The organism is Streptomyces sp. NPDC055815 (genome assembly GCF_053616475.1).
In genome coordinates this window covers 21,399-34,733 of record NZ_JBSHDU010000086.1, presented here as the reverse complement: position 1 = coordinate 34,733, position 13,335 = coordinate 21,399, and the positions used below count along the sequence as shown (strand labels likewise).

General features: G+C 68.4%; 10 protein-coding genes and 4 pseudogenes. 9 read left to right on the top strand and 5 right to left on the bottom strand.

Going from position 1 to position 13,335, the window contains the following annotated elements; all coding sequences use genetic code 11:
• Positions 1 to 100 precede the first annotated feature (100 nt).
• Together ACWGN5_RS35450 and ACWGN5_RS35445 are read left to right on the top strand one after the other, a co-directional pair.
• Positions 101 to 767: pseudogene (locus ACWGN5_RS35450) on the top strand (ABC transporter ATP-binding protein).
• Positions 764 to 3,052, top strand: coding sequence for an ABC transporter permease (locus tag ACWGN5_RS35445; RefSeq protein WP_453522524.1), 2,289 nt, complete (start codon positions 764 to 766; stop codon positions 3,050 to 3,052). Before ACWGN5_RS35450 ends, ACWGN5_RS35445 begins: the two are co-directional and overlap by 4 nt.
• 74 nt (positions 3,053 to 3,126) lie before the next feature.
• Here ACWGN5_RS35445 and ACWGN5_RS35440 read toward each other — a convergent pair.
• Positions 3,127 to 3,315: pseudogene (locus tag ACWGN5_RS35440) on the bottom strand (IS30 family transposase); the annotation flags it as partial.
• A gap of 54 nt (positions 3,316 to 3,369) precedes the next feature.
• Positions 3,370 to 4,206: a S1 RNA-binding domain-containing protein gene (locus ACWGN5_RS35435; protein ID WP_453522523.1), complete on the bottom strand. Its 837-nt coding sequence runs from the start codon at positions 4,204 to 4,206 to the stop codon at positions 3,370 to 3,372.
• Positions 4,207 to 4,255: 49 nt separating this feature from the next.
• Here ACWGN5_RS35435 and ACWGN5_RS35430 point away from each other — a divergent pair, with 49 nt between their 5' ends.
• Both ACWGN5_RS35430 and ACWGN5_RS35425 read left to right on the top strand, forming a co-directional pair.
• Complete coding sequence (locus ACWGN5_RS35430; protein ID WP_453522522.1) at positions 4,256 to 4,771, top strand: hypothetical protein; 516 nt, start codon at positions 4,256 to 4,258, stop codon at positions 4,769 to 4,771.
• Between the two features lie 37 nt (positions 4,772 to 4,808).
• Positions 4,809 to 5,297 carry a DUF4265 domain-containing protein gene (locus ACWGN5_RS35425; RefSeq protein ID WP_453522521.1) on the top strand — a complete coding sequence of 163 codons (489 nt, stop codon included), beginning with the start codon at positions 4,809 to 4,811 and terminating at the stop codon, positions 5,295 to 5,297.
• 39 nt (positions 5,298 to 5,336) lie between these two features.
• Here ACWGN5_RS35425 and ACWGN5_RS35420 read toward each other — a convergent pair whose 3' ends face one another.
• Complete coding sequence (locus tag ACWGN5_RS35420; protein ID WP_453522520.1) at positions 5,337 to 6,206, bottom strand: barstar family protein; 870 nt, start codon at positions 6,204 to 6,206, stop codon at positions 5,337 to 5,339.
• Positions 6,207 to 6,916: 710 nt separating this feature from the next.
• Here ACWGN5_RS35420 and ACWGN5_RS35415 point away from each other — a divergent pair.
• The 4 genes from ACWGN5_RS35415 to ACWGN5_RS35400 all read left to right on the top strand — a co-directional run bounded on the left by ACWGN5_RS35415 (position 6,917) and on the right by ACWGN5_RS35400 (position 8,990).
• Positions 6,917 to 7,615, top strand: a complete 699-nt coding sequence (locus tag ACWGN5_RS35415) for a hypothetical protein (protein ID WP_453522519.1) — start codon at positions 6,917 to 6,919, stop codon at positions 7,613 to 7,615.
• A 47-nt stretch (positions 7,616 to 7,662) separates the two neighbouring features.
• The gene (locus ACWGN5_RS35410) at positions 7,663 to 7,845 is read left to right on the top strand and encodes a hypothetical protein (RefSeq protein WP_453522518.1); all 183 of its coding nucleotides are present in this window, start codon (positions 7,663 to 7,665) and stop codon (positions 7,843 to 7,845) included.
• Positions 7,842 to 8,219: a hypothetical protein gene (locus tag ACWGN5_RS35405; protein WP_453522517.1), complete on the top strand. Its 378-nt coding sequence runs from the start codon at positions 7,842 to 7,844 to the stop codon at positions 8,217 to 8,219. Before ACWGN5_RS35410 ends, ACWGN5_RS35405 begins: the two co-directional genes overlap by 4 nt.
• A gap of 420 nt (positions 8,220 to 8,639) precedes the next feature.
• Positions 8,640 to 8,990, top strand: coding sequence for a hypothetical protein (locus ACWGN5_RS35400; protein ID WP_453522516.1), 351 nt, complete (start codon positions 8,640 to 8,642; stop codon positions 8,988 to 8,990).
• A gap of 901 nt (positions 8,991 to 9,891) precedes the next feature.
• On the opposite strand, the pseudogene ACWGN5_RS35395 reads toward ACWGN5_RS35400, so the two are convergent.
• Positions 9,892 to 10,371, bottom strand: a pseudogene (locus ACWGN5_RS35395) (helix-turn-helix domain-containing protein); the annotation flags it as partial.
• Between the two features lie 62 nt (positions 10,372 to 10,433).
• Between ACWGN5_RS35395 and ACWGN5_RS35390 the strand changes: the two are divergent.
• Positions 10,434 to 11,037: pseudogene (locus tag ACWGN5_RS35390) on the top strand (type I-E CRISPR-associated endonuclease Cas1e); the annotation flags it as partial.
• A gap of 275 nt (positions 11,038 to 11,312) precedes the next feature.
• Here the strand turns inward: ACWGN5_RS35390 and ACWGN5_RS35385 are convergent.
• A partial coding sequence (locus ACWGN5_RS35385; protein WP_453522515.1) for a protein kinase occupies positions 11,313 to 13,335 on the bottom strand: 2,023 nt, incomplete at its 5' end.

Below are 13,335 nucleotides of genomic sequence, written 5' to 3'. Positions count from 1 at the left end.
GGCCCGGACCGCTCCACCGCAGCTCGTCATACCCGAGCAGCCAGCACAGTGAGGACAGCAAGTGGGCGCGGCACACAACACGGAGACCAGGCAACCCGTCCTGGAGATCGAGGGGCTGACGCACTCCCTCGGCACGCGGGAGCTGTTCACCGACCTTTCCCTGACCCTGCGGGCCGGTGAGTCCGTCGCGGTGACCGGCCCGAGCGGATCCGGCAAGAGCACGCTGCTGTCCTGCGTACTTGGGTCTGATCAGACCGACAGCAGGGTCGGTGAAGGTGACGGGCACCGACATCGTCGGCTTGCGCCCCGCGCGCCTTGCCGCACTGCGCGCCCAGTCAGTCGGCATGGTCTTCCAGTTCGGTGAACTCCTGCCGGAGCTCAGCCCGTTGGACAACGTGATGCTCGCGGCCCTCCTGGCCCGCACCAACCGCCACGGCGCGAGAGGTAGGGCGCAAAAGCTCCTCGACGACCTCGGCGTACCGCAGGCGGAGACGAGCGACGAGCTGTCCGGCGGCGAGCGGCAGCGGGCCGCAGTGGCCCGTGCCCTGATCAACGAACCTGCTCTGCTGCTCGCCGATGAACCGACCGGTGCGCTGGACACGGAAACACGCGACCGCACGGCCGAGCTACTCTTCGGGCTGCCCCGACGCTACGCGTGCGGACTGCTCGTGGTGACCCATGATCCGGGCATCGCCGCACGAGCCGACCGCACACTGCGTCTTGAGGCAGGCACGCTGAAGACGATCACCTCCGGTGCGTCCGCGTGACGGCCATGACCCCGAGCGGGGACACCCTGAAGCTCGCGCGCCAGCTCCTCGCCATTGGGCGAGTGGCGGGTCGGCGCGCCGAGGCGGGAGGCGTGCGCTTCGTCGCTCTGCTCCTCGCGACGCTGGTCCTCGCGCTCAGCCTGGGCAGCCTCGTCGCCGTCCATGCCGTGTACGCGGGCAAGGAGGAGCGCCGAACAGCCAGGACTCCCGTGGCCCCCGAGGACGCCCAGGAACGCGCGACCGACGCGACAACGTGGCTCGTGGGATCCGACTCGCTCGACGGCGAACGCCGATTCAGCGTGGTCTACTTGGCTCCCCACAAGGGGAACGCCCCGCTGCCGCCCGGACTGGACGACTGGCCGGAGCCGGGCCACGCGGTCCTGTCGCCGGCCCTGCGAAAGGCGGGCGCCGGCGAGGACATCGATCGCCGCTACGGCCCATTGGCCGGCACGATCGGTGAGGAAGGACTGGACGAGCCTTCCGAATGGCTCGCCTATGTCCGCCCCCGCGACGGACTGAGCGCCGAGCGACCCAACGCTGTCGTCACCGGATTCGGCCCGACGGCCGGACAGGTGTCGACTTCTCTGGAGCCGGGCTCGGGCCGAGTGGACGAGAAGCCCGAATGGATGTTCCAGGCCGCGGTCATCGGCATGCTCGTTCTGCCGGCCGTCGCTCTGCTGATCGTGGCAGCGCGTACCGGTGCACACGCCCGCGATCGCAGGACTGCGCTCGTTGCCGCACTCGGCGGACGCCGAATGGATCGTGCTCTGATCACCACCGGTGAGGCCGTGCCCCCGGCCGCCCTCGGCGCGGTCGTCGCGGCCGCAGCGGTTGCCGCAGCCGTACTGCACGACATCCGCATCCCCTACACCGGATACATCCTTTCCGCCTCCCACCTTCGCCCCTACGGCTGGGCTGCCGTCCTCGCACCCCTTGCGGCGTTCCTGATCATCCTGACGACCGTGATCCTCGCGGACTTCGCGCCCCGCCGGGGCGCGTCCGGAACCCGGCCACGCAACACATCCCGCAACACCTGGCTGTCTCGCCTGGCCGTGCTGTGCCCCATCGCGATCATCCTGGCGGTGCGCGGTCCGGACCTCTTCGCGGCAGACACCGTATTGCGCACGCTCACCAACTGGGTGGGCATCGCCGGCACGATCCTGACCCTTCCGGCCGCCATCGCTTCCATCACCGCCAAGGCCGGAAACCTGCTCACCCGCCGGGGACGATCGCACGACCTGCCCGGAACGCTCGTAGCGGGCCGCCGTACCAGCACACACCCCGGCGGGACGGCCCGACTCGTCACCGGTGTCTCGATCGCGCTCATCGTGCTCATGCAGGCCATCGCGTGGCAAGGACTGTTTGGGGCACAGACCGCCGAGGCACGACAAACCCTCGACCGCATCGGCCGCAACCTCGTCACCGTGGGCGCACGCGGCGACGTGCCGGCCTCCGCCATGGCCGCCTTCCTCGCCGGAACACCGGCGACCGAGGCAGTCCTGCTGACTCCTCCGGACGGCAACAAGAATAAGTACCTGACCCTGTACGGTGACTGCGCCGCCTTGACCGCCCTCCACGTGCCCTGCCCCGCACACGAGACGCGCGTCGACAAGTTCCCGGCGGACCCGAGGCTGCGCGAGCTGATCCGCTGGACCCCCCACATGGATCCGACGCTGCTGATCCGCCGCACCGATGACCGGAGGCTGGCGGAACTCGCCGCTCCTGACGGCACGGGTGCGACTCTCGCCGTTCTGCGGCCGGACGGACAACCTCTGTCCGTGCCCGCACTCAAACGGCTGTCCCACGAGGTGTTCCCGCGCGGCGCAGCCGTCAGGGCGCCGGGCGAGAGCGAGCTCACCGCAGGCGTCCCCAACCGTGACCAGGGCCGCTGGAGCGCACTGCTCGGCATGCTCGGCATCGCGGTACTCGCCACGACCGCGGGCCTCAGCGCCATGGCGGAGTTCCTGCGTCAGGGCCGCGCACTCGCACCGCTGTCCGTGCTCACCGGTGGGCTACGCGTCTTCCGCACCACTGCGGCGTGGTCGGTTCTCGCCCCGTTGGCTCTCGCCGGAACCGCAGGCACCGCGGTCGCGGCCGCCCTCGCAGCGCCGGTGTCCGCCGATGGCGAGTCCTACATCACCGGAGGATTGCTGGTGTCGACAGCCGGCGTCGTACTCGTGGTCAGCGTGCTCCTGTGGATCTGGGCATCCCGCGTCGCCATCCGGCAGGCGCAGACGTGGCGGCCCAGCGGAGAGCGACTCATCCTGCAACGGAGCAGCCGGTAGTGGATGCACCACGACCGGCACATCCCCGTGAAGGGAGCCCTGCGTGACGGCTGCAGATTCACGCATGCGTTGACTCCCGTGCGCAGGGCTTTGGTCAGCTCGCGGCGGAGTTCTCCGCGGCCTCGGGCATAGAGCGTTTGGTAGACGGTCTCGTGGGTCACGTGCATCTCCGGCCGGTCGGGGAAGCGTGCCCGCAGAACCTGGCAGATCTGCTCGGGACTCCAGCGCCGTTCGAGGTGGTGCTGGATGAAGTCGGGGTGTTCACGAATGGCGGTGACCTGGTGCGGTACAGGGCACCTGGAGATCGCTTCCCGTTCTCAGGTAGATCGTTTCCCGTTCTGCGGCAGATTTCTGGCTGACAAGGTGAGGCGGCGGCGCACGAGGTCGATCTCGACGATCCGTACGGTGATCGCGTCTCCCTCGCTCACGATCTGGTCGGGGTGCTCGACGGGCTCGTCTCGGAACTCGGTGTTATGTACAAGGCCCTCGACGCCGTCGGCGACGCGGACGAAGGCTCCGAACGGGATCAGCTTGGTGACCTGGCCAGTGGTGACACTGCCCGCCTGGTCCGCGAAGGGAACGAGTGGGTCCTCCTGGAGAGCCTTCAGCGATAGCTGAACCTGTCCACGCCTGGTGTCTACGTCGATGATCTCGCCCACGACCCGCTGACCGGCCGTGACGGCGTCTGCGGGATGGTCGATCCGCCGCCAGCTCAGTTCGGGGCCCCTGATGAAACCGGTGCACTGATCGACCGGTTCGCCGTCGAGGTTCACGAACACACCGAAGTTGTGGACGCTCTGCACCTGGCCCTGGTGTGTTCCGCCGCGTCGAAGGCCGAGAAGGAATGCTCGCAGAGCCGGGTCCTCGCACGCTGAAGCGGAGGCCCAGACGCGCTCCTGCTGCCAGTCGACCGCTATCACTTCGAAGGTGAGCTGCTGCCCCATGCTCACAGCTTCGGATGGATGCCCGATCGCTTTGCGGGTCACATCACCGCGAGGGATACGCCCCACCGCTTTCCTGGCGCCGGAGAACCCGTCCAGTTCGACGAGCACCTCCCGGTCCTCGATGCTGATGACGCGGCCGGTACGGACTTCGCCGGCTCGTATGGTGTTCAGGAAGTCCTTCAGGGGCTCGCTCGGCTGGGGTTCGGTCACGGCCACGACTCTAGGTCATGGGCCGCTTTGGGCCTTGCCCCTGAAGCTGATGATCCTCATGCTCAGGCTCATGAACACGCCAAGCTGGACCTTCGATGCCGTGCCCCTGGAGGTCCTCTTCCCAGACGCTGGTGTCGCCGATCTCGACCGGATCCGGCGTTCGGCGGATGCGATAGATCGCGCCCAGGTATCGGGGAAGCCCCAGGTCTGGCAGTGGTTCCCGCAGCACGTCACGTTCCCAGGACGGGCCAAGGCCGGAACACCGGAGGTCCTGTTGGCTGAGGTCTCGCTCTACGACGAAGGCGGTGACTGGCTCGAGGTCTCACTCGACGTGGAGTGGACCGAGGAAGGCCTTCTCAGTGTCTGGTCGGCCATCAGCGTGGCCTGCTGGTGCGAGGTGGACCACAACGCTCACTACATCGACCCCGTCGAACAGACTGTCGTCGGAACAACTTCGCTGGCTGATGCTTTCGAGACTGCAGCGGATCGGTTCATCCAGTGGCTCGCCGGACCACGAGACCCTGAGTTCTGGAGATCCCAGGCGAGCCTTCCCCCTCGGGAGTAGGAGCGGGCGCCTGCGGTGCTGCAAGGAGAATGGTGCGGTGACGAGCATCAGTGACGACCACGTGAAGGTCCACTTCCGAATGGACATAGACGAGGACGGCTGGCCGCCAGCCAGCGTCGAGAGCCTGTGGGCGGTGGATCTCGGCGACGGCACGGTGCGGCTGGACAACACGCCGTGGTTCGTACGTGGAGTTGCCAGCGGGGACATCATCAAGGTGGAGCTCGACAGCGAAGGTCTCCTCTGGGCAGGGGAGACGGTCCGAGCCTCGGAGAACTGCACGATCCGGCTGATCGTGTTGAAGGACGGCGGATCAGCTGTTGCTAGGCGGAGTGTGCTGGAGATCTTCCACAAGCTCGGCACGACGGGCGAGGGTATCGAGCGGTACGGGATGGTGGCGCTCGATGTCCCGCCGCAGGCGGACCTGCTGCGGATCCGCAAGCTTCTGGAGCACGGTGAGGCGAAGGAGTGGTGGCACTGGGAAGAAGGGTGCGTCACTGCTGCTTGGAGGGCTACGGCGACGGGGTAAGGACTGCCGCAGCGGGCGTTTGCGCTCCGAGGCTTGTCCTCAGTGACGGTTTGCGTCGAGCCACTCGTCGCTGTTCCACATGACGGGCATGGCACCGACAGGTTCGAATTTGATGTTGGCGTTGTTGCTGTGGACCAGACTGAAGAAGCGTCGTTGGAGTACGGCCGCTTGGCGGGCCTGGTCGGCGATGATGTCCAGGACGACTTGCGCCGCCCTGGGGCAGGTTGCCGCGAACCGGTCATAGTCAGTGAAGACGAGGACCAGTCCGGTGCCCTCGGGAGCATCGTCGTAGCCGCCGTAGCAGGCTACGTCGCCAAGGCAGTCGTTGAGCGCGTCCAGGTTGTGCCCGTAATAGTCGGGGAAGTCCAGGGCTGCGGCCATAGCGCGGTGCATGTCTTGCTCCGTGTTCCATTGGCCGGCTTCAAGGTGGATCACGCGGAATCCGCGGTCTTCGAGACGCTCCGCCGCCTGCGCGAGGAGGCGCTTGCGCCAGAAGAGGGTGACGAACGTGTTGATCATGAATTCGATGCCGGGAAACCGAGTCGTCGCGGTGACCTGCGCCGCCTCGCTCCGATAGGCATCGAGGAGGCGGAAGAACTCTTCGACGGGGGTTGAGCCGGCGGGGGTGTTGCGCTCGATGTCGGCTGCCCAGCCGAGCGGGCTGGTGCCGCCGAGGCGTGTCCCGAGCCACTGGCTGAAGGCTCCGCCGTGCCAGAAGTCGCAGGGCTCATCGATGGAGTGGACACCGAGGGCTACCTCGTAGCCGATCAGCATGGACTGCGGATCGCGGAGTGAGCCGCCGGACAGCCACGCTCCGGGACGGAGGCGGATCTGGTCCAGGAACTCGTACACCTCCGTGCAGTCCTGCCAGTGCTTGGCAGTGAGGTCCGGGCTGTCTTCGGTCGGCATGTTCCGACCCTACGGCGTGGACGAGTGTTGTCGTCCGTGGGAGGGGTGCGAGCGCAAGGCGATCGCATGCGGTCGCTTGGGGGCATCTGCGGTCCCCCTCTGCGATCTTGCTAGGGCGGGCCCTATGTTCGGATGGGGCTTGGGGTGTTATCGGGTTCTGGGGTCGGCGAGTGAAGGTGGGCCGGTATGACGCCGTTGTTCGAGCGTCTGGATCAGGAAGAGGGAGTCGTCCGCGGCGAGTTGGCCGAGCTGCGCGAGAAGGTCGCGGTGGCCGAGGAGCGACTGGCTCACCTGACGATCACGTGGGAGACGCTGTTGTCCCTGGTCGGCGAGGAGTACGCAGACCAGGACGGCGACGTCACGCAAGAGCCGCCAGAGGCCCCTGCGGACGAATCGGTGGCGAATGGCCCTGCCCCCGATTCCTGGCCTGACGATGCAGAAGTACCTTCCAGCGGGGCCGCACCTGTCGGCCCGTTGGAGTGGGAAGAGGCGCGAGAGCGGATGCTGGTGCTGCTGGCGGGGGCTGGTCGGGCGATGAAGGTGCAGGACATCGCCGCCGCGATCGGTGAGGACGTCCCGGACACGTCGAAGGGGCGGCGGGTGGAGACCACGCGTGCGCGGGCGCGTCCGCCGACCATGCGCGCACCATCCTGTCCGTTGAAGTTGATCAGCTGTGGAATGGCTACTTGTCCAGCCGGTATGCATGGACCGTGGTCCTTGATCCCGTCACGTCCACGAAGATCACCCGCTACCGGCCCAAGAACGTTCCGCCTGTCTGGGTCGAGGTCGCTCCGCTGGTGCGGTCGGTCGTCGCCGCGGCCGTGACTGCCGTGCCCTACGACGTGGAGCGGCTGCTGCACGTCGTAGGCAGGCTGGCTCTGTGGGCCGAGGCGGCGGGGATCGAGCGAACTGCGGACGCATGGCTGCGCAACGAGGTGATCGACGCGTTCGTGCTCTCGCGGGCCGGGGACATCGCAGCATCGTCGGTCCGGACGTACCGGACGTGGCTTCTGCGCGTACGCGACGCGTTGGCCTGGATCGAGCGCGGCGAGGCGCCCCCGGCCCGGATGCATGCTGAGGCCAGTCCACACCAGACCTACAGCACGGCCGAGTTGGCGGGCCTGCGGCACTGGGCCACCCATCTGCCTCGCCAGCGGAAGACCGACGCACTCGCGTTGCTGGGGCTGGGTGCCGGTCTGGGGCTGACCCCGAAGGAGGTCGCGGCCAGCCGAGGCATCGATCTGCGCCGTCCGCGCCGGGACGACCGCTGCTGCACAAGGGCGTCGAGCGGCTGGTCCCGCTGGTCGCCCGGGCCGCCTGGGACCCGGTTCTGGGTGAGCTGGCGGAGAGCGCGGGCGGTGGGTACTTGTTCCGGCCGAGGCGGACCGTCCAGTACTCCAAGAACCTGATCGGGTCCTGGTCCCTGCTCCACCGCCCTCCGCAGGATCTGCCTGCGGTGCAGGTAGGCCGGTTGCGGGCGACGTGGATCGTCGAGTTGATGCGCGCGCATATCGATCACCATCTGATCGCGCAGGCGGCCGGGCTCGCCTCGGCCGCGTCCCTGGCGCGCTGGCAGCACTTGGTGCCGCCCGTCGATGACGCCACTGCCGCAGGGCTTCTGCGTGGACCGGATCGGTGACCAAGCCCCGGACCTGGCGGAGTCCGGAAAAGATCAGGAAGTGCCGGCCGCGACCGGTCACCGACGCGCCGCTCGAGATCCCGGACTCGAAGGTCGGGCACCTCGACGCTCTCTTGCACGGTTCGGGTGTGCTGGAGCTGGTCGACGCCGAGCTGGCGGGGCGTCCCGGGCTGAAGGGTCTGCCGGTGCGGACCGTGCTGGTGGGGCTGCTGCTGTCTCTCCATTATCACCGCAGCGCGACTCTCGCGGATGTCTGCCGCGTGCTCTTGGACGAGCTGCGGCGCCTGCCCGGGGGGTCCCTGAGCCCGGCTCGCTCGACGCTCACGGACGGCACGCGTTCACCCGCTGTGCCTATCGTTCCTTCGACCGCCTGACTACTGCTCTGGACCCCTTCCGCTGTGACCGACGTCGTCGGCTGCCCGCTGACGAAGCCAGGCTCGCGGTCTCGGCTTGGGAGGACGCGGATTCCGAACGAGTGCGGCGTCGGGCGTTGCTGCAGGAGCTCAGCGACCGCCTGGTGCTGGTCACGGTCCGTCTCGCTCACCGCCGGGGCCTATTCAAGGGCTGGCGGGGCGATATCGGGGTCGACACCACCCCGGTTCCACGCCTGGCACCACGAGCCCAGCGAGCATCGCGGTCTCGCGTCCGTCGAGATCACCGCCGGCTGGCACTACTGCGGCGGCTCCGACAAAGGGATCTTCGGGCACTCCGCCACCCTCCTCGTCGCCGCCAGCCGCAGGCACCCGGCCGGCCATCCCCAGGCCGGAAAGCGCGTCAGCCGGCACCCCCAGCTCGTGCTCGGCCTCGTCATGGACAGCCCCGGCAAGCGGATCGGCCTGAACGCAATCCATGCCCTGACCGCCCTGGCCCCGTTCGGCTTCCCCACCGGGATCCTGGCGTCCGACCGCGCCTACACCGATCAGGTCTCCCAACACTTCGCCCAGCCCGCAAGACGCCTCGGCTACCAGCTCGTCCTCGACTACAAACGAGAGAACCGCGGTGTCCAGGGCACTCACGAAGGCGCCCTGCTCGTCGACGGGTCCCTTGCCTGCCCCGCCATGCCCACCGCCCTCGCCCAGGCGACCTTCGACCTCAGCGACAAAGCCGTACGCGGCATCGCCGACCACACCCTGCTCCGCGAGTAGATCGCCGCCCGCGAGCCGTACTACCTGCGCCTCAAGGAGTCCGCGGACGAGCGAGGCGCAATCCGGCTCCAGTGCCCAGCGAGCGGACCATCGCCCAAAGTGGCCTGTCCCCGCTTGAACCAGGTCCACCAGATCCCCGCACCACGACCTGCCGCCGTGGACCTCACCGACCGGCGGGCCACCGCCGCACACACTGCGGCCAAACCGACCGTTCCCATCCCCCAGGCCGAACGCCTGCGAGCCCTGCCCAAGAAGGAACTGCCGCGGTCTGCCGGAAACCGACGATCACGGTCCGGCCCGGTGACCTGGGCAAGCGCGACAAGTTCCGCCAGGACCGGCACTACCTCCACCCCAGCTGGCAGGACGCCTACCGGCCCGAACGGGCCAACATCGAAGGGGCGAACGGACGGCTCAAGAGCCACGGCATCAATATCGCCGACCCCAGCAAGCGGCTCGCCCACGGCCGCGTCGCGCAGACCATCCTCCTCGCCCTGATGGGCTGCAGCGTCAACCTGCAGATGCTGTTCACCTGGGACCAGACCGCCGGCACCACAGCCAATAGGGATCCTGCCGATGTGATCACGGAACCCTCGGAAACGGCTCCAGGTTCCCTCGCCGCGAACGGGCTCTCCCCACCCTAGCCGCCAACGATGGTCCGCACGAGTACATGACTCCCCGGCACCACACGACGAGCTTAAGCACGCCCAGAGGCAGCTCCGACGCCCCTCACGCACCCGAACCACCCCGCGCCCAGGCCGATCCTCCGCCAGGCAACCGCCCAAAGCCCCGTCCGCGTTCGGACATCACCTCGAACACACCTCACAAACGCCGAGATCCCGCCCAGCCTCTCGGCTGAACGGGATCTCGTGACGATTCTCGAGAGCTACTCAAGAACTGACGTGAAGTCGCGCGGCTCGGGGTTCTGGCCGATCTTTCCCGGCTTCGGGCGCGGACGGCGTGCGTCAGCGCGGGATTGGGCTGCGTGCGGCCGGTAGACCCAGCCCTTGCCCCGCCACAACGCACCGTTGCGCCGTATCTACCGGCTGATGGTCGAGGGGCTGCGTCCCAGTTCGGCGGCGATCGTTCGAAGCGAGGCGTTCTCCCGAAGCCGGTCGGCAAGGTGAACGCGCTCCGACTCCCGAAGGTGCCGTGACGGCCCGGGGTCGGGGATCGCCAGATTGACCGGCGGCGTCCACTTCTCGTTATCCGACCGGGTGTATCCGTTCCGCCAGCGCAGTCCCGTTCGCCGGTGGATTCCGACGATCCGGCACGCCTCTCTGCTGCTGACACCCTGGTCCATGAGCCGGAAGTATTCCTCCCGCTCACGGACCAGGATCTGTGAGCCCTGCCACCGCCGGTCTTGGCGAACCTCAAAGTCCATCGCGTCCCCTCAGCTGGGGTGTTGCGGTAATCGCTAGAACCTAAGCAGGAGGCGGGGGCGCGTTGAGGACCGTCTCGCGGTGCGGGGCACTCACCCGGCGTGAACTGCCCCGCGCCAGCGAGCGCATGTCCTTCATCTATCTCGAGCGCTGCACGCTGGGTCGGGACGCCAACGCCATCACCGCCGCGGAGGGGGGACGGTGTCACCCACATCCCCTCGGCGACGATCGGCACCCTGCTGCTCGGCCCTGGCACCCCCGCGTCGCCTCGGAGAGGAGACACGGGTGCGGGTGTCGTTTGGGTGGGGGAGCAGGGCGTGCGGTTCTACGTGAGCGGCCGGGCCCTGAGTTGCTCCTCGGCCGTCGTCGCGGCGCAGGCCGTAGTGCGCCAACGCCCGCTCGCGTCTGTGCGTCGCGCAGGCCATGTCCGGCTGAGGTTCCCAGTCGAGGACCCGTCCGGGCTGACCCGGCGCGAACTCCTCGGACGTGAGGGGGACCGCGTCAAGAAGTGCTACCGCGCCGAGTCCGCCCTTACCAGTGTGCCGTGGAACGTACGCAAGTACGTCCCGGGTGACTTCGCCGCGGGCGACGCGGTCAACCAGGCGATCACCGCGTCCGCCCAGTGCATCTACGGCATCGCGCACGCCGTGGTCACGGCGCTTGGTTGCAGGCTTGTAGCCGAGGTTTCTGCTGCGCGGCCCTTTCGCGTCGTTTCGCGCGATGCGTGCGCGTACGACTGTCCATCGAGGCAGCGTGTGCCGGGTACGGTCGTTGAGATGCGTGCAGCAGCGGCGAAGTCAACAACAGGCTAAGGGTGCTGAAGATGCCGAAGTAGGTGCCAGGTGTGCCAGGCAGCAGCCGCTTGGCTCCGCCGTTCCGCACGGCAAGACGACCTTTTCTCCTTGGAGGACACCGTCCGCACTGCTGCAGTTTGCGTTCGGCATCAGTCCCCTGTCGGCGGATCTGAGGTGTCCTCCAGTCCCGCCGTGAAGAACACGGGGCCCCCCGAAGGCGGAACGTGCAGGGTGGCCTGTGCCGTCAGCGGGTCGGAAGGATGCGGCCCACCCTGGTGGGGGCTCCGCAGATCGATACGCGCCGGAGCCCCATCCACGAGGACCCGGTCGGCCAACGCGCCGTCCGTGTCGTCGGTGCTGACGATCAGATGCATGCCCAGACGCGGCCCCTGCTCCGCAACCTGTCTCAGCACCGTGAACACTTCCGGCGCCAGCAACAGCACCTTCTGGAAGTCCTCCACAACGACGACAAGGCGCCGCAGAACGTGTGGGATGCCGTACTCACCTGCGTCGTTTGCGAGCGCCCCGAAGTCCGAGTCGTTGGCGCTCCTCCCCAGCATGTCCCAGCGCTTCGTGACTTCCTGTCGGAGCTTCTCACAGAACGAGAGGACGTGCGCCGGGTCGTCGCGCAGGCGGAGAAACGACGCACCGCGCACGACGTCTTCGAAGCGGGTGAGCCCGCTGCGTCCGTCGTAGTCCGCGCGGACCAGTTCCAGTCCTGTCGGGCTCTGCCGCATCAGTTGGTCCAGGACGCGGCGCAGGATACTCCTGCGGATCGTGGCCGGAATCCCGCGGAGCAGAAGGTGGGGGCCCTGGCCGCCCCGGTGTTCGCTCTCCAGGTCCAGTCCCACCGGCACCAGGCCGGGGTCCAGACCGAGGGAGACCATCATGGGGTGGCTGCCCCCGGGCCGCTGGAGCGCGAGGGAGTCGAGCGCCCGCTGCAGCCTGGCCGCGGACGGCCTGCGCGCGGGGTCCCACAGCGTGCAGGACTCCAGGATCGCCGTCCAGTCGGCGGAGAGCAGGCCGGCGGGCAGCGCCAACGTGGCTTCGGAGAGATAGTCCCCCTGTCCCTCGCCCGTCGCCGCGTCCATGAGGATGACACCGAGCGCGTACACGTCGGACTCGCGGGTCGGTTCGCCGCCGGGCATTTCCAGCTCCGGGGCACGGTACCGAGGGCGTGGCGCGTACGCGTCCCAATGTGGACTGATCCTGCCGTCCACGGAAGCGGTCATCCAGCCGGTGATCTGCATCTTGCGCCCCGCCACAAGCACGCGACGGGGGGTGAGCGAGCCGTGGACCAGGCCGTTCTCGTGGGCGTTGGCCAGGCTCGCCGCGAGCTGGCGGGCCACCTCAAGCAGGCCCGCCCGGTGCAGTGTGCCCTCCTGCCCTACGAAGTCATGCAGGTTCGGTGCCGGTTCTGAGGCACCGTCCAGCGCGCATTCGACGGCGAGCCAGGGCCGGAGGCGGTGGGCGTCCCAGGCCAGGAGTCGCGGTGCGAAGAAACCGTCCAGCCGCTTGAGCGCCGTCACCTCGGTCGTCACGAGGTCTACGGCGTGCCGGGGGTTGCCTACCTCGGGTGTACGGATGACGAGCACGCGGCCCTCGCCGTCGTGCGCCAGGAGCAGCCCGATGTCCGACCAGCCCCCCTCGTGCTCGGCGAACACCTCGTACGGCAGGCCGTTTGGGCCTTCGAAGCGGCGGTCGGCGACGGGTAGCCGGCGCCATCCCGTCAGCTCCCCGTCGAGGACGAAGCCGTCCGGGATCTCCCGGAGCTCGCCGTGCGGGTGCAGCGGTTCGGCTTCGGGTTCGGATTCCTGTTCCGGTGCGGTTGGCGAGGCGATGCCGAGCCTGCGCCGGAGGGTCTCGTCGACCCAGCCGAAGGCCCTGTGGCTGCCGGACCTGACGCGCTCTCGGCCCTCGGAGTGGGGAAGCCAGGCCGGGAATCCCGTCGACGCGTTCGGGAGTTCGCTGAGATGGGCCGTGACGGCCCGTGCCGTCCTGACCAGTTCGGAAGGCGGCACCGTGCCCAGCAGAACCGCGCGGATGTCCTCAGTGAAGTCGAAGGTCTTCTGGTGCGGGAGGTCGGCGGCGCCGCCGACGCCCAGGAAAATGGCCCCCAGGAAGACAAACCCCACCGTGGCCGTGTCGACACATGGCAGCAGGGCGATCTGG